Source organism: Streptomyces sp. MUM 2J (assembly GCF_022414535.1).
In the GTDB taxonomy this organism is placed as follows: Bacteria; Actinomycetota; Actinomycetes; order Streptomycetales; family Streptomycetaceae; genus Streptomyces.
Window position 1 is genome coordinate 79,522 of record NZ_JADWYM010000009.1, and the last position, 20,559, is coordinate 100,080.

17 protein-coding genes and 1 tRNA gene are annotated in these 20,559 nt (G+C 72.8%); 9 read left to right on the forward strand and 9 right to left on the reverse strand.

The window, feature by feature from the left end; all coding sequences use genetic code 11:
- Positions 1-78 precede the first annotated feature (78 nt).
- From I3F54_RS11240 to I3F54_RS11250, 3 genes are all read left to right on the forward strand, one after another.
- Positions 79-152: transfer RNA gene (locus I3F54_RS11240), tRNA-Lys, on the forward strand.
- Positions 153-667: 515 nt separating this feature from the next.
- Positions 668-2,668: a glycosyltransferase family 2 protein gene (locus I3F54_RS11245; RefSeq protein WP_240118542.1), complete on the forward strand. Its 2,001-nt coding sequence runs from the start codon at positions 668-670 to the stop codon at positions 2,666-2,668.
- A complete protein-coding gene (locus I3F54_RS11250) occupies positions 2,665-4,602 on the forward strand; it encodes a galactose oxidase-like domain-containing protein (RefSeq protein WP_240118543.1) in 1,938 nt (645 codons plus the stop codon). The genes I3F54_RS11245 and I3F54_RS11250 overlap by 4 nt, the downstream gene beginning before the upstream one ends.
- A gap of 71 nt (positions 4,603-4,673) precedes the next feature.
- Here the strand turns inward: I3F54_RS11250 and I3F54_RS11255 are convergent, their stop codons facing one another.
- The 6 genes from I3F54_RS11255 to I3F54_RS11280 all read right to left on the reverse strand — a co-directional run bounded on the left by I3F54_RS11255 (position 4,674) and on the right by I3F54_RS11280 (position 10,696).
- Entirely contained in the window at positions 4,674-5,678 is a 1,005-nt protein-coding gene (locus I3F54_RS11255) for a glycoside hydrolase family 6 protein (protein WP_240118544.1), read from the reverse strand.
- A 353-nt stretch (positions 5,679-6,031) separates the two neighbouring features.
- Entirely contained in the window at positions 6,032-6,697 is a 666-nt protein-coding gene (locus I3F54_RS11260) for a class F sortase (protein WP_240118545.1), read from the reverse strand.
- Between the two features lie 2 nt (positions 6,698-6,699).
- On the reverse strand, positions 6,700-7,236 hold the full coding sequence (locus tag I3F54_RS11265; RefSeq protein WP_240118546.1) for a hypothetical protein: 537 nt from the start codon (positions 7,234-7,236) through the stop codon (positions 6,700-6,702).
- Positions 7,237-7,374: 138 nt separating this feature from the next.
- The gene (locus I3F54_RS11270) at positions 7,375-8,154 is read right to left on the reverse strand and encodes an HAD-IIA family hydrolase (RefSeq protein ID WP_240118547.1); all 780 of its coding nucleotides are present in this window, start codon (positions 8,152-8,154) and stop codon (positions 7,375-7,377) included.
- A 415-nt stretch (positions 8,155-8,569) separates the two neighbouring features.
- Entirely contained in the window at positions 8,570-9,382 is an 813-nt protein-coding gene (locus I3F54_RS11275; protein WP_240118548.1) for a hypothetical protein, read from the reverse strand.
- Between the two features lie 114 nt (positions 9,383-9,496).
- On the reverse strand, positions 9,497-10,696 hold the full coding sequence (locus tag I3F54_RS11280; protein WP_240118549.1) for an ROK family transcriptional regulator: 1,200 nt from the start codon (positions 10,694-10,696) through the stop codon (positions 9,497-9,499).
- A 56-nt stretch (positions 10,697-10,752) separates the two neighbouring features.
- On the opposite strand from I3F54_RS11280, the gene I3F54_RS11285 reads away from it, so the two are divergent.
- From I3F54_RS11285 to I3F54_RS11295, 3 genes are all read left to right on the forward strand, one after another.
- Positions 10,753-11,865, forward strand: a complete 1,113-nt coding sequence (locus I3F54_RS11285; RefSeq protein ID WP_240118550.1) for a Gfo/Idh/MocA family oxidoreductase — start codon at positions 10,753-10,755, stop codon at positions 11,863-11,865.
- Complete coding sequence (locus I3F54_RS11290) at positions 11,862-12,371, forward strand: heme-degrading domain-containing protein (RefSeq protein WP_240118551.1); 510 nt, start codon at positions 11,862-11,864, stop codon at positions 12,369-12,371. Before I3F54_RS11285 ends, I3F54_RS11290 begins: the two co-directional genes overlap by 4 nt.
- A 169-nt stretch (positions 12,372-12,540) precedes the next feature.
- Positions 12,541-13,410 (forward strand): LLM class F420-dependent oxidoreductase, encoded by an 870-nt coding sequence (locus tag I3F54_RS11295; RefSeq protein ID WP_240118552.1) that lies wholly within the window; start codon positions 12,541-12,543, stop codon positions 13,408-13,410.
- A 73-nt stretch (positions 13,411-13,483) separates the two neighbouring features.
- Here I3F54_RS11295 and I3F54_RS11300 read toward each other — a convergent pair whose 3' ends face one another.
- A complete protein-coding gene (locus tag I3F54_RS11300) occupies positions 13,484-14,341 on the reverse strand; it encodes a fumarylacetoacetate hydrolase family protein (RefSeq protein WP_240118553.1) in 858 nt (285 codons plus the stop codon).
- A 360-nt stretch (positions 14,342-14,701) separates the two neighbouring features.
- On the opposite strand from I3F54_RS11300, the gene I3F54_RS11305 reads away from it, so the two are divergent.
- Positions 14,702-15,721 carry an SEC-C domain-containing protein gene (locus tag I3F54_RS11305; protein ID WP_240118554.1) on the forward strand — a complete coding sequence of 340 codons (1,020 nt, stop codon included), beginning with the start codon at positions 14,702-14,704 and terminating at the stop codon, positions 15,719-15,721.
- A 679-nt stretch (positions 15,722-16,400) separates the two neighbouring features.
- Here the strand turns inward: I3F54_RS11305 and I3F54_RS11310 are convergent.
- Positions 16,401-16,823, reverse strand: coding sequence for an Hsp20/alpha crystallin family protein (locus I3F54_RS11310; RefSeq protein ID WP_240118555.1), 423 nt, complete (start codon positions 16,821-16,823; stop codon positions 16,401-16,403).
- A 220-nt stretch (positions 16,824-17,043) separates the two neighbouring features.
- Here I3F54_RS11310 and I3F54_RS11315 point away from each other — a divergent pair, with 220 nt between their 5' ends.
- The gene (locus tag I3F54_RS11315; RefSeq protein ID WP_240118556.1) at positions 17,044-17,346 is read left to right on the forward strand and encodes a hypothetical protein; all 303 of its coding nucleotides are present in this window, start codon (positions 17,044-17,046) and stop codon (positions 17,344-17,346) included.
- Between the two features lie 27 nt (positions 17,347-17,373).
- On the opposite strand, the gene I3F54_RS11320 is transcribed toward I3F54_RS11315, so the two are convergent.
- Complete coding sequence (locus I3F54_RS11320; RefSeq protein WP_240118557.1) at positions 17,374-18,636, reverse strand: DUF445 domain-containing protein; 1,263 nt, start codon at positions 18,634-18,636, stop codon at positions 17,374-17,376.
- 496 nt (positions 18,637-19,132) lie between these two features.
- Between I3F54_RS11320 and I3F54_RS11325 the strand changes: the two genes are divergently transcribed.
- Positions 19,133-20,461 carry an SGNH/GDSL hydrolase family protein gene (locus I3F54_RS11325; RefSeq protein WP_240118558.1) on the forward strand — a complete coding sequence of 443 codons (1,329 nt, stop codon included), beginning with the start codon at positions 19,133-19,135 and terminating at the stop codon, positions 20,459-20,461.
- Positions 20,462-20,559 lie beyond the last annotated feature (98 nt).

Below are 20,559 nucleotides of genomic sequence, written 5' to 3' on the forward strand. Positions count from 1 at the left end.
CCGTTTCGGAACATTTCCGGCGTGTCGCGGCAGTCGGGAGCACCCTTGGAGGTCATGTACAGTTGTCGACGTCAGCAGGCGCCGCTAGCTCAGTTGGTTAGAGCAGCTGACTCTTAATCAGCGGGTCCGGGGTTCGAGTCCCTGGCGGCGCACCGACAGCAGGCCCCTCGTGAGAGCGAGGGGCCTTCTGCTTGCGGTCACGGTCGCCGGCGACACGCGGGCCGGGAACACGGCACACCCGGAACGGGACACGACCGATCACTTCGGGAAGGATCCGACCCCTCCCGTGCGCAGTGGGACACAGGGTGCCCACAGGGACCTCACAGATGCCACAATGAGCGCGTATGACCGGTAAACACCGCGTTTCGCATCTTGCGATCATGCTGAGCACCGTAGAACCCTGATTGTTCAGGATGTCGCGGATCAGCGGCACTTGGGGGACGGGGAACCGGTTGCGGAAGGCTTGACGGGGAGAGGGGCCCCGTACACGGATCGATGCCGAGGGGGGGCATCATGCAACCGGAAGGGCGCACTTCCATGTCTGTAGGGTTGGTCGGACGTGGTGACTGCGGCCCACCACTGAAACGCCTGTGACGGTCGAGGGGGCCCGGAACAGCGCACGGACAACCGGACGACACGCACGGAAGAGCGTGTGGGGGGATGACTCATGACGTCGACGCCGAGCGGCGCCCGACGGGACTTCGACCCGTCGGAAACCACGCAGCTCAGGGTGCCTTCGCACCGGATGAGCACCACCGGAACCTTCCGGCGGATCAAACGGACGCTGCCAAGATACGACTACGAGCACTACAGCCGCCTGGCGGGTCCCCTCACCCAGCCGGACCGGGGCAAGCCGTACACGGTGCAGTACCGATCCCTCATCTCCCAGGAGCCGCACCGCATCCGGGTCGCCCTGATGCTGGCCGCGGCCCCCGTGCTGTCGCTGGTCCTGCTGTTCTGGCTGCTCCAGCCGGAGCACTGGACCGAACGCGACTACCCCTCCTTCGACCTCCTCCCCGCGCTCGACGTCGTCATGCTCGTCTCGATCGGCCTGATCGAGTTCTTCCGCTGTATGAACGTGCTGTCCAACGCGCACGCCACGCTGGTCGCCCGCGATCCGGTCCCGGTGGTCCCCGAGACCGGCACCCGCGTCGCCTTCCTCACCTCCTTCGTGCCCGGCAAGGAGCCGCTGGAGATGGTGACGAAGACGCTTCAGGCCGCGGTGAGGATCCGTCACCGGGGCCTGATGCACGTCTGGCTGCTCGACGAGGGCGACGACCCCGAGGTGAAGGCCGTGTGCGAGCGCCTCGGCGTGCACCACTTCTCCCGCAAGGGCGTCGCCCGGTGGAACCGCCCCAAGGGCCCGCACCGCGCCAGGACCAAGCACGGCAACTACAACGCCTGGCTCGACGCGCACGGCGACGACTACGACTACTTCGCCTCCGTGGACACCGACCACGTGCCGTTGCCCAACTACCTGGAGCGGATGCTCGGCTTCTTCCGCGACCCGGACGTCGGCTTCGTCATCGGCCCGCAGGTCTACGGCAACTACGACAACTTCGTCACCAAGGCCGCCGAGTCGCAGCAGTTCCTCTTCCACGCACTGATCCAGCGCGCCGGCAACAAGTACGGCGCACCCATGTTCGTGGGCACCTCCAACGCCGTGCGCATCAAGGCGCTCAAGCAGATCGGCGGCCTGTACGACTCGATCACCGAGGACATGGCCACCGGCTTCGAGATCCACCGCCACAAGAACCCGGAGACGGGCCGCAAGTGGAAGTCGGTGTACACCCCGGACGTGCTCGCCGTCGGCGAGGGCCCGGCCGCCTGGACGGACTTCTTCACCCAGCAGATGCGCTGGTCCCGCGGAACCTACGAGACGATCCTCAAGCAGTACTGGAAGGGCTGGTACTCGCTCCCGCCGGGCAAGCTCTTCAACTACACGATGATGATCATCTTCTATCCGATGTCGGCCCTCAACTGGATTCTGGCCGCGCTCAGTTGCGCACTGTTCCTGGGCCTGGGCGCCTCGGGTGTGAACATCGACCCGACCGTGTGGCTGATGCTCTACGGCAACGCCTCCGCCCTCCAGATCGGCCTGTACATCTGGAACCGCCGCCACAACGTCTCCCCGCACGAGCCGGAGGGGTCCGGCGGTGTGGCCGGCATGGTGATGTCCGCGCTGTCGGCGCCGCTGTACGCCAAGGCGCTGATCGACTCCGTACTGCGCCGCAAGAGCAAGTTCGTGGTGACCCCCAAGGGCGACTCCGCCAGCCCGGACACCTGGTTCGCGACGTTCCGGTACCACTGGTACTTCATCACCATCTTCGGCGCCTCCGTCGTCGCCGGCTTCGTCCTCGGCCACTCGCACCCGGCGATGATCACCTGGGCCGTGTTCGCCATGCTCATCACCGCCTTCCCCGTCTTCGTCTGGCGGCACGAGCTGCGCGAGGCGAGGAAGAGGCCCGCCACCGCGGAACCGCCGCACACTCCCGCGGCGTCGACGCCGGAGACGGCGGGGCAGGCGCCCGGCTCCCACGCACCGCACGGGCACGCGCCGCACACTCCCGGGCAGCAGCCCGGCTGGACCGCCGCCGGGAGCCCGAACGCGGGCGACGACCAGACCATGCAGATCGCCCTTGGTGGACTTGGGGGACGTAAGGAATGAAAGACCAGGCCGGCCGCCGCCGCGTCCGTCGACTCGCGATAGGCACGGCGGTGGTACTCGCGCTGGCCGGGATGAACGGTCCGTGGCTGTACCGTTTCGGCACCGAGAAATACCACCAGTACCAGATCAACAGACCCGAGTACAAAGCCGACAACGGCCGCTGGCAGGTCATCGAGTTCCCGAAGGAGTACCGGCAGAACACCATCCACGCGGCCCTGCTGCACACCGGCAAGATCCTCATGGTCGCGGGCTCGGGCAACAACCAGGACAACAAGGACGCCAAGAAGTACGACACCCGGATCTGGGATCCGGTCAAGGGCACCATCAAGAAGGTGCCGACGCCCAACGACTTCTTCTGCACCGGCCACACCCAGCTGGCCAACGGCAACCTGCTCATCGCGGGCGGCACCAGGCGCTACGAGAAGCTGAAGGGCAACGTCAAGAAGGCCGGCGGCCTGATGATCGTCCACAACGAGAACCCGGACAAGCCGATCACGCTGCCCGCGGGCACCAAGTTCACCGGCCGGGACAACGGCAAGACGTTCGTCTCCAAGGACCCGGTGCTCGTGCCGCGCGCGAAGAAGGTCTACGACAAGCAGACCGGCGCCTGGCTGCGCAACGACCCCGGCTACGGCCGCATCTACGTCGAGGCCCAGCAGGAGGGCGCCGAGTACGAGACCGGCACCGAGGACAACTACCGCATCCAGGGGCTGACGGGCGCCGACGCCCGCAACACCTACGGCATCGCGCAGAAGCTCGCCCTCGACAAGAAGGACTTCCAGGGCATCCGCGACGCCTACGAGTTCGACCCGGTCGCCGAGCGGTACATCAAGGTCGACCCGATGAACGAGGCCCGCTGGTACCCGACGCTCACCACACTGAGCGACGGCAAGATCCTCAGCGTCTCGGGCCTCGACGACATCGGGCAGATCGTGCCCGGCAAGAACGAGATCTTCGACCCGAAGACCAAGAAGTGGACGTACACGGGGAAGCAGATGCAGTTCCCCACGTACCCGGCGCTGTTCCTGACGCAGAGCGGCAAGATCTTCTACTCGGGGTCGAACGCCGGCTACGGCCCGGACGACGTCGGCCGTGACCCCGGCGTCTGGGACCTGGACACCTACACGTTCACCAGGGTGCCCGGCCTGAGCGACCCGGACCAGATGGAGACCTCCGGCACCGTGCTGCTGCCACCGGCGCAGGACGAGAAGTACCTGGTCATCGGCGGCGGAGGCGTCGGCGAGTCCAGGAAATCCACCAACCGGACCCGACTGGTGGACCTCAAGGAGAAGAACCCCCGGTTCGTCGACGGGCCCACGCTGGACAAGGGAACCCGCTACCCGCAGTCCTCGGTGCTGCCCGACGACACGGTGCTGGTCTCCGGCGGCTCGGAGGACTACCGGGGACGCAGCGAGTCCAACATCCACGAGGCGCGGATCTACCACCCGGACACCAACAGCTTCGAGCGGGTGGCCGACCCCAACGTCGGCCGCAACTACCACTCGGGCTCGATCCTGCTGCCCGACGGCCGCGTGATGTTCTTCGGCTCCGACTCGCTGTACGGCGACAAGGCCAACACCAAGCCCGGCACGTTCGAGCAGCGTGTCGAGATCTACACGCCGCCGTACCTGTACCAGGGCTCGCGGCCCTCCCTCGGCGAGGGGCCGCAGACCATCGAACGCGGCGGGTCGGCCACCTTCCCCACCCGGCACGCCGCGTCCATCAGGACGGCCCGGCTGATCCGGCCGAGCGCCACCACGCACGTCACCGACGTCGACCAACGGTCCATCGCCCTGGAGCTGAAGAAGACGCAGGACGGTGTGACGGTCACCGTGCCGAAGAACCGGAACCTGGTACCGGCCGGCTGGTACATGCTGTTCGTGACCGACGACCAGGGGACGCCGAGCAAGGCGCAGTGGGTCAGGGTCCCTTAGCCCGCGTCAGGGTCTGTTGCGAAGGCGGTGAAGCGCGGGGCGCCCTTCCTCCGGGAGGGCGCCCCACCGTGTCAGCGCGAGGCCCTGGCCAGCTTCAGGGCGTAGTCGGGCCACCACTGCCCCGCCTTCGGTCCGCCCTTGCACTCGCCGTCGGACTCCCCCGGGCGCTTCACCCACAGGTAGGCGTCGACGAGCAGGTCCGCCGTCTTCGTCGTCGGGGGCTCGCCGAGTGCGCGGCCGGGCGGGTTGCACCAGCGCTCTTCCGGATCGCCGTCCGTGTAGGGGCCGTTGCCGTTGCGGCTGGTGTCGATGACGAAGTGCTTGCCGCCGACCTTCGCGGAGAGCCGCTTGCCGTAGGCGACGGAGTCCTGCGTGGAGTAGAAGTTGGAGACGTTCACCGCGAAGCCGTCGGCCCGGTCGACGCCCGCCCGGCGCAGCGGCGCGAAGATCTGGTCGGGGTGGCCCCAGCCGGCGTTGCCGGCGTCGAGGTACACCTTGGTCCTCTTCAGGGACTTCAGCGTCCCGACGGCGTCCTTGAGGAGGTCGTAGCGCTCCTCGTGGAACTCGTCCGGGGTGCAGCCGTCCACCAGGTGCAGCACGGCGTCCGGTTCCAGGATCACGGTGGCGGGGCGGTCCCCGATGCCGCGGGCGACCGCCGCGACCCAGGCACGGTAGGCGTCGCCGTCGGCGGCGCCGCCCTGCGAGTACTGGCCGCAGTCCCGGTGCGGGATGTTGTAGAGGACGAGCAGGGCGGTCCGTCCGGCCTTGTCGGCGGCCTCGGTGTAGCCGCGTGCCTCCTGCTCCGGTTCCTCCGGGCCGACCCACTCGCCGGTCGGCTGCGCGGCGATCTTGCGGATCTGTTCCGCCTCGTCCTTCTTCCCGCTCTGGACGTAGGCGGCCACCTGCTGGGCCGCGCTGCCGCTCGGGTTGACCCAGAACGGGTCGGCTTCCCTGGGCTGCTGGGTGATCCCGGTGCCCGCGCCGTCGCCCGTGTCCCCGCCGCCGTCCCCGGAGGAACAGCCGGCGAGCAGCAGCGCCGCCCCCAGCACCGCCGCGGCCCCCCTCGTGCCCTGCATGCGACTCCCCCTCGGAGTGTGTTCCGTGGCTCAATGCTGACACACGTCCCGTGACCCGGGCGCCGGGGCGGTCCGCGCGGATCACACAGCGCGTCCGGACCGGGACTTGACGTCACATCACCCCTAGGCCTGAGGCGTCCACCCGTTCTAGAGTCGTGTCGACGGCCCCAGACCCCGGCCGGTCGTTCACTCGCCGTTGGCCTCTCCAGCCTCCCGCGCCGATCGCCGGGCTACTCCCGCAGCCCGAGCGAGCGCGGTCGAGGACCGGCCCGGTCGGTGGTCCTGGGGGGCGGGCTGCCGGCCGGGTCGTGTGCTCCTGCGGCGGCGCGCGCCGGGCCGCCGTTTGGCCGTCGTCACCCGCTCGCCCCCGTCAGGTACGCCGACACGATCACGTTCGCCGTGTAGGCCTGGCCGGTCCGGTCGAAGGTGCCTCCGCAGGTGATGAGGCGGAGTTCGGCGCGGCCCGCCCGGCGGGTGCCGTAGGCGCGGTGGGCGTCGAAGTGGTCGCGGGGGACGACGTCGACGGCGTCGACGGTGAACTCGGCGACCTTCCCGTCGTCGCGGACGACGCGGACGGTACGGCCCGGCACGAGCGTGCTGAGCTTGTAGAACACGGCGGGCCGGGACTCGGTGTCGACGTGACCGACCATCAGCGCGGTCCCGGCGGCGCCGGGCCGCGCCCCGCCCGCGTACCACCCCACCACCGCGGCCTGGTCGAACGGCGGGGGGTCGATCGCGCCGTCGCCGTCGAGGCCGCGTGCCACGACCGGCGCCTGCACGCCGAGGACGGGGATGTCGATGCGCTGCGGCAGCGCGGCCTGCAAGGGCTGGGCGGGAGGCGGCAGTTCGATGTCCCCGGGACGCCCGACGGCCGCCACGTCACCGGCCGCCCGCGCGGCCGTCCCGGACCAGGCGCCGGTGACCTCACTCCCCCACATCCACAGCCCCAGCAGCAGCACCGCCCAGGCCAGGCCGGTCAGCAGCCGCCCGGCACCGACGTGACGTTCGCTGTCGGGCATGGTCAGTCCGTCCTGCGGCTCCGGCGGATGCTGCGGAGCGCGACGGCGACGGCGGCCACGCCGGCCAGGACCAGCCCGGTGACGGCCTGCGCGGTGCCGGGCCCGTGGGCACGGGCCTCGGACGCGGCCAGCCGGGCGGTGCCGCCACCGCCCGCGAGGACGGGAGCGACGGGGGATGCGGGTACGTCCGCCGGATGCGGGCGGCCGGAGTGCTCCAGGACCGTGATGCGTCCCTTGATCGTGAAGTCGGCGCAGGTGATGCTCACGTCGTAGGCACCGGGCTCGATCGAGGAACGGACCTTGGTCTCCCCGGCGAGAACGCCGTCGGTGCCGGCGAGGTGGACGTCGGCGACGAACGCCGCGGACACCGCCGTGGCGGTCCTGCCGGAGCAACCGCTCACCTTCAGCGCGACGTCGGCCCCGGCGACGGGCGAGGACGGGGTCACGGAGACCCCGCCGCTGTTCGACGCGTACGCCGTCGGGGTGAACGCCGCGAGAGCGGCGGTTGTTGCACAGAGAGTGAGCTTTCGTCGACCCATGGTGTACCTCCCGTTACCTGGAGGGTCCTCCCCGGCGCATGGCCCCGCATCCGCTGGGGGACGCGGCTGCTCCGTACGGGTTGTGGCAGGTTTCGGGTCCGGTCCGGGCCGTGGGTCCCACGGCCCGGACCGCGGGTGTCAGATGCGGTCGACCAGGTCCGCGATCGATTCCACGACCGTCGACGGCCGGTACGGGAAGTCCTCCACCTGCTCGGGCCGCGTGAGCCCGGTGAGCACGAGGAAGGTCTGCATGCCGGCTTCCATGCCGGCCAGCACGTCGGTGTCCATCCGGTCGCCGATCATCGCGCTGGTCTCGGAGTGGGCGCCGATGGCGTTCAGGCCGGTCCGCATCATCAGCGGGTTGGGCTTGCCCGCGAAGTAGGGCTGTTTGCCGGTGGCCCTGGTGATCAGCGCCGCGACGGCGCCGGTCGCCGGCAGGGGGCCTTCGGTGGAGGGGCCGGTCTCGTCGGGATTGGTGCAGATGAAGCGGGCGCCGCCGTTGATGAGGCGGACCGCCTTCGTCATGGCCTCGAACGAGTAGGTGCGGGTCTCGCCGAGGACCACGTAGTCGGGCTCGTGGTCGGTGAGGATGTAGCCGATGTCGTGGAGCGCGGTGGTCAGGCCGGCCTCGCCGATGACGTAGGCGCTGCCGCCGGGACGCTGGTCGTCGAGGAACTTCGCGGTGGCCAGGGCCGAGGTCCAGATGTTGTCGATCGGCACGTCCAGGCCCATGCGGGTCAGGCGGGCGTGCAGGTCGCGCGGCGTGTAGATGGAGTTGTTGGTCAGCACCAGGAAGGGCTTGCCGGACTCGCGCAGCTTCTTCAGGAATGCGTCGGCGCCGGGGATCGGGACGCCCTCGTGGATGAGCACACCGTCCATGTCGGTGAGCCACGATGCGACGGGCTTGCGTTCTGCCATGTGCTGCGTCTCCTGGCGATGTACGTCAGACCGGAGCGGACACCGGACTGGGGAATACCGGACTGGGGCGCCGGAACCACGGCGTACCGACGCCCCACAGCCTAGCCAGGGCGGACTGATCCGTACCCCGTCGGTCTCCCGGAACCAGTCGTCGCCCGCCGGTGGCTCCGGACGGCCGTGCCGGCGCCCCTCCGGTGCGGCGGCGGGCCGGTGACGTCCCGTCCCCCCGGGCGCGCTCGCCCGGCGGTGGGCCGCACGACCCGGTGACCGCCCGCAGCGCGGCGTTCCTGCCGACCCGGACGGCCCGGGCGGGCGCCATGACCTCGCCGGGTGCCACGGTGAGGTGGCGGGCGTCGCGGGCGTCGAGGACGGCGCTGCCGTCGTGGGCGACGGCGGTGCCGGCCTGCCCCGCCTCTCACCGGCGCCGGCGCGTCCTGCGGGCGAACGCCAGGCCGGCGCCGGCGAGCAGCAGGCCGGCGATGGCCGCGACGAGGCCGGGATGCGGGACCGGTAACCCGGTGCGGGCCAGTTCGTCGGGCAGCCGGGGCTCACGGGACGAGGCGGACGGGTCGGCGTCGCCGGGGTTGGAGCCGGGGTCGCGGCCGGATCCGGTGCCCGGGTCCGTGTCACCGTCCGCCTCGGCGGGGGCCCGCACCGCGAACCGGTAGTCGTTCGACTGGCCCACCCAGTCGCCGTCGTCCTCGTGCCGCTGCACGAGGGCCGCGTTGACGGTGACGTCGTCGGGTGCGGCATCCGCGCGGAACGCCAGCCGCACCCGCACGTCCAGCGTGCGGCGCGGCCCCACGGTGAATCCCGTGAACCCGTCCGCGTCGGCGAACGCCCCGACCAGTTCGTCCTCGTCGGTGGCCTCCAGGCGCACGGTGTGCGTGCGCGCCCCGTCGGAGAACTCCAGGCTGGCCCGACCCGGGGTCAGCGTGTGCCGCTCGTCGACCAGGACGACGACGGGGTGGATGCCGGTGCAGGTGCGGGCGGTGGTGTTGCGCAGCTCGATCTGCCAGCTGCCGTGACCGCCTCCGGCCTCGTAGGAGTCGGGGCCGCCGTGGATGCGGGTGGTCAGGGGGAAGTCCCGGCTGTCGGGGACGGTACAGCCGGGAGGGGGCGCCGTCGCGTGCGCGGGTGCGGCCACGGCCGGTGCGGACAGCGGCAGAAGCACGGCGGCGGCTGCGGCGAGACAGGGGGACGTAGGAGTACACAGTCGCATGAACATATGAGCTTGGTGGAGCGGGCGCGCCGGAACGGGCACCACACCGAGCGGCGACCCGAAGGGAGGAGGGCACGACGGCTGTTCGGCGCAGGCGGTGGGGGCGCCCGGGCGGCCCCCTCACCCGTCGCCCCGCCCGAACACCGCCCCCAGCACCAGTTGGGCCGCCCCGGCCGCGACCCTCCGCTCCCCGCCGCCGGCCATCCGTACGGGCACCGCACCGCCCACGGCACCTTCCCTCCGCGCCCGCGCGCGGAGGACGTCCCCGACGCCCCGCACGAACACCTCCGGTGCCGCCGCCACCGTCCGCCCACCGAGCAGCACCCGGTCGATGTCCAGCAACCCGACGAGGTTCGCGGCACCGGCGCCGAGCACCCGCGCCGCCTCCGCGGTGTCCCCGCGCGCCACGGCTGCCAGGCACAGCGCCTCGATGCATCCACGGTCACCACAGCCGCAGCGCGGGCCGTCCAGCTGGATCACCTGGTGCCCGAACTCCCCCGCCCCCGTCCGCGCCCCGCGATGCACGGCCCCGCCGATCACCAGCCCCGCCCCAAGGCCCGTAGCGAGGTGCAGATAGGCGAACGATCTGCCCCGGCCACCACCCGGCCGGACGCCGCCCTGCCCGGTGCCGCCCCTGCGGATCCCGCTCCGGCCGCCCCCCTCCGGCCCGCCGCGCTCCTGCTCGCCGCCGTCCTCCCCCGCGATCGCGAGGCCCAGCGCCGCCGCGTTCGTGTCCTTGTCGACGACGACCGGCACCCCCAGCCGCTCCGCCAGTGCCTCCCGCAGTGGGAACCCCTCCCACTGGGGAAACCCGGTGACCCGGTGCAGGACACCCCGCGCGTGGTCGAGCGGCCCCGGCAGCGCCACCCCGGCTCCGAGCAGAGTGCCGCTCCGCACCGCGTCCGTGAGCGGCTCCGCCTGCCCGGCCACGGCCGCAGCCGCCGCCTCGGCCCCCGCCCCGTCGAGGTCCACGGCGGCCATCCGCTCGGCGACGACCCGCCCGGTCAGATCGACGAGCACCGCCCGCACCTCGTCCCGGTCCAGGTGGACCCCCACCGCGTGCCCGGCCTCCGGCACCAGCCGCAGCACGGTCCGCGGCTTGCCGCCGGTGGACGCGCGCCGCCCCGCCTCGGCCGCCAGGCCCCCCGCCCGCAGCCGGGCGGTGATCTTGCTGACCGCCTGGGGGGTGAGCCCGGTCCGCTCGGCGAGTTCGAGCCGGCTGATGCCCCGCTCTCCCGCGGTGCGCAGCAGGTCCAGCACCAGCGCAGTGTTGTGACTGCGCAGGGCCGGCAGATTGACACCACCGTTCGTCCTGTTCACAACGCCATTCTCTCTCGCGCTTGCACTTTGGCAACAGTGTTGCGAAAGTGTCCGGCATGACTGGCACTCCTCTCGGCACCCCGCGCGGCGGCGCCCCCGGCTCCCCACTCCGGGTGGGCCTGATCGGCTACGGCCTCGCCGGCTCCGTCTTCCACGCCCCGCTGATCGCCGCGACCGAGGGCCTCGCCCTGGACACCGTGGTCACCACCCGCCCCGAAAGGCGGCAGCAGGCACGCGCCGAACACCCGGACGTCCGCTTCGCGGCCACCGCCGACGCGTTGCTGGACCGGGCCGGCGACCTGGACCTCGTCGTCATCGCCTCCCCGAACAGGACGCACGTCCCGCTGGCCACCGCCGCCCTGAAGGCCGGACTGGCGGTCGTCGTCGACAAGCCGATCGCCGGCACGGCCGCCGAGGCGCGCGAGCTGGCGGCCCTCGCCGAGGACCGCGGCCTGCTCCTGTCCGTCTTCCAGAACCGCCGCTGGGACAACGACTTCCTCACCCTGCGCCGGCTCATCGCCGACGGCGAGCTGGGCGAGGTGTGGCGGTTCGAGTCCCGGTTCGAACGCTGGCGGCCCCGGCCCAAGGGCGGCTGGCGCGAGTCCGGCGACCCCGCCGAAGTCGGGGGCCTGCTCTACGACCTCGGCAGCCACGTCGTCGACCAGGCGCTGGTCCTCTTCGGCCCGGCCGTGGAGGTGTACGCCGAGTCGGACGTGCGCCGGGACGGTGCTGCGGCGGACGACGACACGTTCATCGCGCTCACCCACGCCTGCGGTGTCCGCTCCCACCTCTCCGTCTCCGCCACCACCGCCCAGCTCGGCCCCCGCTTCCGTGTGCTCGGTTCGCAGGCCGGCTACGTCAAGTACGGCCTGGACCCGCAGGAGGCGGCACTGCGCGAGGGCCGCCGCCCGGGCACCGGCGCCGCGTGGGGGACCGAGCCCGAGCCGCTGTGGGGTCGTGTCGGGTCCGGAGAGTCCCCGGTGACCGGCGGCGGACGCGCCGTGGCGACGCTGCCCGGCGACTATCCCGCGTACTACGCTGCCGTGGCCGGGGCGCTGACCCGGCAGGGCCCCAACCCGGTGACCGCCCTGGAGGCCGCCGCCGCCCTCGACGTCCTGGAGGCGGCCCGGCGTTCGGCCCGCGAGAAGGTGACGGTGACCCTGCGATGAGCACCCAGGAGCCGGCCCCGAGGTTCCGCCCCGAACTCACCCCGGGCATCGAGGAACTGGAGGCTCAGGAACGGCGCCTGATCCTCCAGCGGTTCACCCATGACGACGCCTGGGCGCTCGGCTCCCTGCTGGTCCGGCTGGCCCGGGAGCGCCGGGCCCCCGTCGCCGTGGACATCCACCGCGGCGGACAGCAGCTCTTCCACGCCGCGCTGCCCGGATCCACCCCCGACAACGACGCCTGGATCGGGCGCAAGCGCCGCGTCGTGGAGCGCTACGGCGCCTCCTCCTACCTGGTCGGCGCCCGCTTCCGCGCCAAGGGCACCACCTTCGAGGAGTCGTCCCGCCTCGACCCGGACGTCTACGCGGCCCACGGCGGGTCCTTCCCGATCCACGTCGAGGGCGCGGGTGTCATCGGCGCGGTGACGGTGTCCGGACTGCCTCAGCTGCAGGACCACCGGTTCGTCGTGGCGGCGCTGGAGGAGTTCCTGGGCCTGGACCGGGACTGACCACCGAACGTGATCACCGGCGGCCGGTGGACCAGGGCCGGGGACCAGGAAGTCCCGGACGCCGGGGACCGGGGAGCCAACGGCATCCGGGACTAAGTCGAGACACCCTCCGGTTGGCAGTGCCGTACGCACGTCGATCGCAGCACCCCGGCCGGAGGTCACGGAACCGATGAGCACACCCGAGAAGAACACGATCGGCCGCTACGGCGTCTGGAGCGTCGGTCTGCGGTCGGAGGACCCGCAACGGCGTGGCGAACTCCGCGACACGGCAGCCGAACTGGAGGAGCTCGGGTACGGCGCCCTGTGGCTCGGCGGCAGCAGCGCGGTCGGCCACGCCGTGCCCCTGATCGAGGCGACCGAGCGGATCACCGTCGCCACCAGCATCCAGAGCATCTGGCAGTACGACGCCGCCGGGACAGCCGCCCGCTGCAAGGACCTGGAGGCCGCCCACCCCGGCCGCTTCCTGCTCGGCCTCGGCGTGAGCCACGCCAGGTTCACGGAGCAGTACCGCCGCCCGTACTCCTCCCTGGCCGCCTACCTCGACGCCCTCGACACGGCCGGCGTCCCCGCCGGCCGCCGGGTGCTGGCCGCGCTCGGCCCCAGAACGCTCGGGCTGTCCCGGGACCGCGCGGCCGGCGCGATCCCCTACCTGGTCACCGCCGGCCATGTGGCACGGTCCCGGGACGTGCTCGGCGAAGGCCCGCTGCTCGCCCCGGAGCTGGGGGTCGTCCTGGAGGCCGACCCGGTCCGGGCCCGGGAGCTGGCCCGCGGCGCCCTCGCCCTGTACCTCGGCCTGCCGAACTACACCGGCAACCTCCTGCGCCTCGGCTTCACCGAGGACGACCTCGCCGACGGCGGCAGCGACCGCCTGGTGGACACGTTGTACGCCTGGGGCACGGAGGACCGGATCCGTGCCCAGATCGAGGAGTTCCGCTCCGCCGGCGCCGACCACGTGGCCCTCCAGGTGATCGACGGCGGCACGAGGGAGTCCCTGCCACGAGAGGCGTGGGGCCGGCTCGCCGCACTGCTGCCGGCCTGACGGGCGCGGGGAACCGCGCGCCTCGCCGCACGGCGCAGCCCGGCGCCGGCGAGCCCCGCGGTTCCCCGCCCTCTCAGGCGCCCTTCAGCTCCTGCCGCTGCCTGCCGAGCCCGGAGATCTCCAGCTCGACCACGTCCCCCACCCGCAGGTACGGCTTCGGCTCGGGCCGCCCCATGGCCACCCCGGCGGGCGTCCCGGTGTTGATGACGTCGCCCGGGTACAGGGTCATGAACCGGCTGACGTACCGTACGACCTCGCCCACCGGGAAGATCTGCCCGGCCGTCGTCCCGTCCTGCTGCAGCTCCCCGTTGACCCACAGCCGCAGCCGCAGGTCCTGCGGGTCGGGCACCTCGTCCGCCGTCACCAGCCACGGCCCGAGCGGGTTGAACGTCTCGCAGTTCTTGCCCTTGTCCCAGGTGCCGCCCCGCTCGATCTGGAACTCCCGCTCGGACACGTCGTGCGCCACCGCGTACCCGGCGACGTGCGCGAGCGCCTCCTCCGCGGACGCCAGGTAGCGGGCCGTACGGCCGACGACGACGGCGAGTTCGACCTCCCAGTCCGTCTTGACCGACCCGCGCGGCACCAGCACGGTGTCGTGCGGGCCGACCACCGTGTCGGGCGCCTTGAAGAAGACCACCGGCTCGGACGGCGGCTGCGCCCCGGTCTCGCGGGCGTGGTCGTGGTAGTTCAGCCCGATGCACACGATCTTGCCGATACGGCCCAGCGGCGGCCCGATGCGCAGCCCGGCCGCGTCCAGCGCGGGCAGCTCGCCGGAGTCGGCCGCGGCGCGGATCCGGGCGAGCACGGCGTCGTCGGCCAGCAGGGCGCCGTCGATGTCCGGGACAAGGCCCGACAGGTCACGCAGGGTCCCCTCGGCGTCGAGCAGCGCAGGTCGCTCCGACCCTGCCGTACCGACTCGCAGCAGCTTCATGGGTCCTCACCATCTTCCTCGATCGCGGGCGCCCGGCGATGGACGCGACCGGGATGCGGCCGAGGCGCAGCCATCGGAGGCTTGGCCGATCCTCCAAGGCGGCCGTCCACTCCGCAAGACCCCGTTCACGTACCGGACCGTGAGGCCGGCGCCGTCACCGGTACAGCACGGCCCGCTCGACCGCGCTCCAGGTCGTGCCCCTTGTGCCCCTCGTCGCACGGGCCGGCCGCACGGCCGCGGCCCCCGAGGGACGCCCCCCGGGGGCCGCGGCCGGGGACGCCGTGCCACGGCCGTGCGCCGGGAAGGCTCAGGCCGGACGGCACCTGACCCTCGCCGCTGATCGGCAGTACGGTGTCCCCCATGCGCCCCGACACGCCTGCCGAGAACGTCGACCACGCCGCCGAGGCCGCCCGCCTGGAACGGACCGCCGGCCTGTATCCCGAGGACGCCGAACCCCTGCTGCTGCGCGCCGCGGCCCACCTGGAACTGTCCGGCGACCGCCCCGCCGCGACCGCCCTGTACGACCGCCTCCTGAACTCGGCGACGGACCTGGACAACCCCCACCTGGTGCGGGCCCTGAAGGCCTCCAACCTGTGGGAGTACGGTCACGAGGCCGAGGCCCGGGCCATCATCGAGGGTCTCCGTGTCGCAGGGCCGCGCGACCCGGCCCCCTGGGTGATCATCGCCGAGGCCCTGGAATCCCACGACGAGCTGGAGGCGGCGGAGGAGACCTTCACCCAGGGCACCGGCCTCCTCCTCGCGGACACGGCGGAACCCCCGTACGCCACCCACCCGCTCCTCCTCGGCCGCCACCGGGTGCGCCGCATGCTGGGCGCGCCGCACGACGCGTGGGACACCCTGGCGGACACCCTGAACACGGCGCCGGTCTCCCTGGACGAACTCCACGACCCCAAGCGCGTCTGGTCCCTGGGCTCGGACAACCCGGCCGAACTGGCGGCGGAGATCTCCCGCCTGCGCGCCGAACTGGGCACCTACCGCGAGGCGCTCTCCCGCCCCTTCCCCGTGGCCATCCTCCACTGGCCCGCGGCCGAGCTGGCGGAACTCCGGTCCGACTACCCGGACCTGTCCGCGGAGTACCCCTCGTACGAGGAACACCTGGCGACGATAGAACGCTCGCTGCGGGAACTCGCGGCTTCCGGCACGCAGAACCTCGGCATCGTGCCGGGCACGGTCCCGTCGTACGAGGCCTTCGCCGCCTCGGAGGGCATGTCCCCTTCGGAAGCGGCCCTCCTCCCGCAGTACGCGACGACACTGGCATCCCGCGGGCGCGCGACCCCCTGGCCGCCGCAGCGGGGCGCGGCCTGCTGGTGCGGCTCGCAACGGGCGTACGAGGAGTGCCACGGGAATCCGGAGGGCTGACCGCAGGGCTCCGGGCCCCGCTGCGAAGCGGAACCCGGAAGAGCCGGGCGTCGCAGCCGTCGTGCCCCGGCTCGACGGAGTCGGCCCACGGAGAACTCGACGGAGTCGGGCCACGGGGGAGACCGTGATCGGTCGAAGGCCGAACGGTCCGCGCCACGATCGCGGGGCAGAGGGGGGACGAGCAGAGAGGGGGACGGGAAAGAGAACGTCGACCGGGTCGATCCATGCCGGCGCCCGCCCGGAGCCGCCGGGCCCGCTCCGGGATTCGGGGCCGGCCGGTTCCGAACCGGGACCGCGGCCCGGCGACGGCCGACGCCCTCCGCGTGCCGCAGCCCACCGTGCCGTGCCGTGCCGTCGCGTGTGATCACGTGCGGCCACGTCCGCCCGGACCGCCGGCCATCGGCGCCGGGTCCGCGCCTCCCGGAGTCTGCGCGACACCCCTGGATCGGGCTTCGCGAGTCTCGCCGCGTTCACGGTGACGGACCCACGGCGCCTCCGGCCGGCCCGTCGGGCGGCGGACCTCCCGGCCGGTGCGGTCCTCGGACGGACGTCGGCGCCGCGCGAGGCCGGTGGCGGCGCATGGGCGACGGCGCCTCCGGCCGGCCCGGTCGCGCGGGCCGACCGGACGGGCCCGCCGAGGTCCGACGGGCCGGGCCTCGGGGGCCGGTCCCCGTTGGTGTCAGGTGCTGATCTGCTTGCGGCCGCCACCGCCGCTGATCTGGATGCGGCGCGGCTTGGCCTGCTCCGCGACGGGGATACGGAGCGTGAGGACGCCGGCTTCGTAGGAGGCGTCGATGCGCTGCGTGTCGAGGGTGTCGCCGAGGAAGAGCTGGCGGTTGAAGGTGCCCGTGGGGCGTTCGGCGACGAGGAACTCCGCGCCCTCGGGGGCGGGGGACGTGCGCTCGGCCCGGACGTTGAGGACGTTGCGCTCCACGTCCAGTTCGATCGTCTCGGGGTCGATGCCGGGGAGATCGAAGTGGACGAGGAAGTCGTCTCCGGAACGGTAGGCGTCCATCGGCATCGCCGACGGGCGGGCCGCCGTGCCGAGCATCTGCTGTGCGAGTCGGTCGAACTCACGGAACGGATCCGTGCGCATGAGCATCACAGGTCACTCCTTTCATCAGGTGCCGTGCTGGCGGCGCGCTGCCTGGGGGCTCGCGCCGCTATATTTCTTATATAGCGCGATGAAGCAAACTTGACAAGTATGGACTCAAGTTTGAGCCATGGGGCGGGGCGTGCTGACGGGAGGGGCGGCGCTAGCCTCGTCGAGGCACAGTCACGTGGTGGCCAGAGGGGCGACCAGGGGGCATCAGGAGGCAGTCATGGCCAGGGTTCCCAGCGCTGTCGTCGCCGCGGGCGGGCTCGTCGGCGGGTACGGCGTGGCCCGTTGGACGAAGAAGCGGCAGTTGGGCGGTGCCGTGCTCGCCGTCGCGGGGGCGGCAGCGGCGCAGCAGTGGCGGCAGCAGGCCGGCGCGCGGGCCGCGGGGGCGCTGACGGCCGCGTACGTCGCCGCCTTCGCCGGATCGCATCCGCTCGCCAGGAAGATCGGCGCGTGGCCGTCCGTCTTCACCGTCGCCGGTGCCGTCGCCGTGGCGTCCTGGGCGGTCGCCGACCGCAACACCTGACGCGCCGGCGGGCCGCGGCCCGCGCCCCTACGCGCCGAGTGCCTGCGACACCGTGTAGATCAGCAGCCCTGCCAGGGAGCCCACGACGGTGCCGTTGATGCGGATGAACTGCAGGTCGCGGCCGATGTGCGCCTCGATCTTGCGCGTGGTGTGCTCGGCGTCCCAGCCGGCGACGGTGTCGGTGATCAGGGAGGTGATCTCCTTGCGGTAGGTCGTCACGACGTGGACGGCCGCGCCCTCGACCCAGCGGTCCACCTTGCCCTGCACCTTCGGCTCGGTGGCCATCCGTGCGCCCAGGGAGAGCAGCGAGGCCCTCGTGCGCAGCCGCAGTTCGCTGCGCTCGTCGTCGGCCGCCGAGACGATCATGGACCGTACGGCGGTCCAGGCGGAGGCGATGAGGTCCTGGACCTCACCGCGGCCGAGCACCTCGCCCTTGAGCCGTTCCACCCGGGCCCGGGTGTCGGTGTCGGACTGCAGGTCGGAGGCGAAGTCGGTGAGGAAGCGGTCGAGGGCACCGCGGGCGGGGTGGGAGGGCATGTCCCGCATCTCGGCGCAGAAGCGCAGCAGTTCCCGGTAGACGCGCTCGCCGACCTTGCGGTCGACGAACCGCGGGGTCCAGCCGGGGGCGCCCCCCTGCACGGCGTCCATCACGGAGTCGGCGTGCAGCACCAGCCAGTCGTGGGCCCGGCTCACCACCAGGTCGACAACGCGTCTGTGGCCGCCGTCGGCGACGACCTTCTCCAGCATCTTGCCGATGCCGGGCGCGATCTCCCTGGCGTTCGCGCGCCGGGTGACGGCCTCCCCCACGACGGCCTGGACGTCGGAGTCGCGCAGGACGGTCAGGGCGCCCCGCAGCGCGGTCGACAGCTCGGCCGTGACCCGGTCGGCGTGCTCCGGCTCGGCGAGCCAGGAACCGAGGCGGCTGCCGATGCCGACACTGCGCAGCCGCTGCCGTACGACGTCCTCGGAGAGGAAGTTCTCGCCGACGAACTCGCCCAGGGAGACGCCCAGCTGATCCTTCTTGGTGGGGATGATCGCGGTGTGGGGGATGGGCAGGCCGAGGGGGCGGCGGAAGAGCGCGGTGACCGCGAACCAGTCGGCGAGAGCACCGACCATGCCGGCCTCGGCGGCGGCCGCCACGTACCCGGCCCAGGCGCCGGCGCCGGAGTCGTGGCCCCACTTGGCCAGGACGTAGACGACCGCGACGAAGAGCAGCAGGCCGGTCGCGGTGAGTTTCATGCGGCGCACACCACGCCGCTTCTCCTCGTCGGCGGGGCTGAAGGCGGTCATGGCGCGGGACACGGGTGCCCCACGGGACGCCGTTCCCGGGTCGGCCCGCAGCCCCGTTCCGGACGCGCGCCCGGCACCGGCCACGCGCTCCGCGCCGGAGTCACGGCCGGCGCCCGGCCGAGGCGCCGCCCCGCGCCCGGCGCCGCGCGACCCGCCCGCACCGGACCGGCCCACACCCGTCCCGCCCGTGCCGGACGAGGACCGCGCCCCGGACGCGGACGGCTCGCGGGACCCGGACACCTCGCCGGGCACAGGGGCCGACCGGGCCGCTGCCGCGTCGTCCGTCCCGCCCTGCGGGACGCCTTCCATCCTCTCCACCCGATCACACTCCTTCGTACACATTGTCCCTGTGTCGCCCCGCCATGCCCGGGTCGTCGGACGAACTCCCGGAACGCACGGAAGGTTCCCGCCGTCCGGACGGGTGTCCGCATGGCGCATCATGGGAGGGTCGACCACGGAGCCCCCCGCTCCCCTCGCCCCCGAGGAGACGCGCCGTATGGCCAGGCGTCACGGCTGTGCCCTGCTGTCCGCGATCGCCGCACTGATCGTCGGCCTGTACGCCCTGGTCGCCTCCGGCACCGGAACAGCAGTCCGGCCGGGCACGCCCGGCGACGGGCGCGGCCCGCACGCATCAACCGCCCCGGCCGCCGGCGGCGTCTGGGCGACGACCTGGGCCGCCTCCCCCTCCGGCGCCGAGCCCGGAACCCGGACCACCGGCATGGCCGGGCGGTCCATACGCAACGTGGTGCACACCAGCATCGGCGGCACCAGCGCCCGCATCACACTGTCCAACCTCTACGGCACCCGTCCACTGGTCGTCACCGACGCCACCGTCGCCGTCGCCGCCGGACGCGGCACCGCGTCGGCGGACGCGGGCACCCTGCACCGCGTCACCTTCGAAGGCGGCAGCACACAGGTCGTCATACCCGCGGGGCAGCGGGCGGTCAGCGACGCCGTGCCGGTGCCCGTACCGGACGACGGCGACGTCCTCGTCACCACCTACTCCCCCGCCTCCTCCGGCCCCGTCACCCACCACCGCCACGCCCGGCAGACCTCCTACGCCGCCGCGGGCGACCGTGCGGCGGACCCCGACGGGGCGGCGTACACCGAGCGGACCCCGTTCTGGCGCTACCTGACCGCGCTGGACGTGCTCGGCCCCGGCACCGAGGGGACCGTCGTCGTGCTCGGCGACTCCATCACCGACGGCATGACCGCCACCTCGGACGCCGACCGGCGCTGGACGGACGTCCTCGCCGACCGGCTGCGGACGGCCGCCGACGCCGGACGGGACGTGCCACGCCACGGCGTCGTCAACGCCGGCATCAGCGGCAACCGCGTCCTGGCGGACGGGCCGGGACGGCCCCCGGAGAACCCCAGCGCTCTCCACCGCCTCGCGCGGGACGTGTTCGGCCGGGCGAACGTCCGGGCCGTCGTCATCGACCTCGGTGTCAACGACATCCTCCGTCCACCCGACCCACCCGCCGCCGGCACCGTCCTCGACGGGCTGCGGACACTGGTGCGGCAGGCACACGCGCGCGGCGCGAAGGTCGTGGGCGCCACGCTGACGCCGTTCGGCGGCCACCGCCGCGGCACCCCGGCCCGCGAGGCCGTACGGCAGCAGGTCAACGCCGCGATCCGGGCGGGCGGCGTGTACGACGCCGTGGTCGACTTCGACGCCGCGCTGCGCGACCCGCGGGATCCGGGGCGGCTGCTGCCGCGCTACGACTGCGGCGACCACCTGCATCCCGGGGACGCCGGATACCGCGAGATGGGCGAAGTGTTCGACCTGGCGGTGCTGAAGGGCTCCCCGCCGGCGGCGCGGTAGCCTGCCCCGGCCATCCCGGCATCCGCCCCGGCCATCCCGGTGCCCCGCCCAGCGGGCGGCCCCGGCTCCGGGACGGATGATCAGCGGCCGGCACCGGT

Excerpts from the sequence above, each read along its gene's own strand:
- I3F54_RS11245 (WP_240118542.1), top strand. The coding sequence starts at position 668 with ATGACGTCGACGCCGAGCGGCGCCCGACGGGACTTCGACCCGTCGGAA.
- I3F54_RS11250 (WP_240118543.1), top strand. The coding sequence starts at position 2,665 with ATGAAAGACCAGGCCGGCCGCCGCCGCGTCCGTCGACTCGCGATAGGC.
- I3F54_RS11255 (WP_240118544.1), bottom strand. The coding sequence starts at position 5,678 with ATGCAGGGCACGAGGGGGGCCGCGGCGGTGCTGGGGGCGGCGCTGCTG.
- I3F54_RS11260 (WP_240118545.1), bottom strand. The coding sequence starts at position 6,697 with ATGCCCGACAGCGAACGTCACGTCGGTGCCGGGCGGCTGCTGACCGGC.
- I3F54_RS11265 (WP_240118546.1), bottom strand. The coding sequence starts at position 7,236 with ATGGGTCGACGAAAGCTCACTCTCTGTGCAACAACCGCCGCTCTCGCG.
- I3F54_RS11270 (WP_240118547.1), bottom strand. The coding sequence starts at position 8,154 with ATGGCAGAACGCAAGCCCGTCGCATCGTGGCTCACCGACATGGACGGT.
- I3F54_RS11275 (WP_240118548.1), bottom strand. The coding sequence starts at position 9,382 with ATGTTCATGCGACTGTGTACTCCTACGTCCCCCTGTCTCGCCGCAGCC.
- I3F54_RS11285 (WP_240118550.1), top strand. The coding sequence starts at position 10,753 with ATGACTGGCACTCCTCTCGGCACCCCGCGCGGCGGCGCCCCCGGCTCC.
- I3F54_RS11290 (WP_240118551.1), top strand. The coding sequence starts at position 11,862 with ATGAGCACCCAGGAGCCGGCCCCGAGGTTCCGCCCCGAACTCACCCCG.
- I3F54_RS11295 (WP_240118552.1), top strand. The coding sequence starts at position 12,541 with ATGAGCACACCCGAGAAGAACACGATCGGCCGCTACGGCGTCTGGAGC.
- I3F54_RS11300 (WP_240118553.1), bottom strand. The coding sequence starts at position 14,341 with ATGAAGCTGCTGCGAGTCGGTACGGCAGGGTCGGAGCGACCTGCGCTG.
- I3F54_RS11305 (WP_240118554.1), top strand. The coding sequence starts at position 14,702 with ATGCGCCCCGACACGCCTGCCGAGAACGTCGACCACGCCGCCGAGGCC.
- I3F54_RS11310 (WP_240118555.1), bottom strand. The coding sequence starts at position 16,823 with ATGCTCATGCGCACGGATCCGTTCCGTGAGTTCGACCGACTCGCACAG.
- I3F54_RS11315 (WP_240118556.1), top strand. The coding sequence starts at position 17,044 with ATGGCCAGGGTTCCCAGCGCTGTCGTCGCCGCGGGCGGGCTCGTCGGC.
- I3F54_RS11320 (WP_240118557.1), bottom strand. The coding sequence starts at position 18,636 with ATGACCGCCTTCAGCCCCGCCGACGAGGAGAAGCGGCGTGGTGTGCGC.
- I3F54_RS11325 (WP_240118558.1), top strand. The coding sequence starts at position 19,133 with ATGGCCAGGCGTCACGGCTGTGCCCTGCTGTCCGCGATCGCCGCACTG.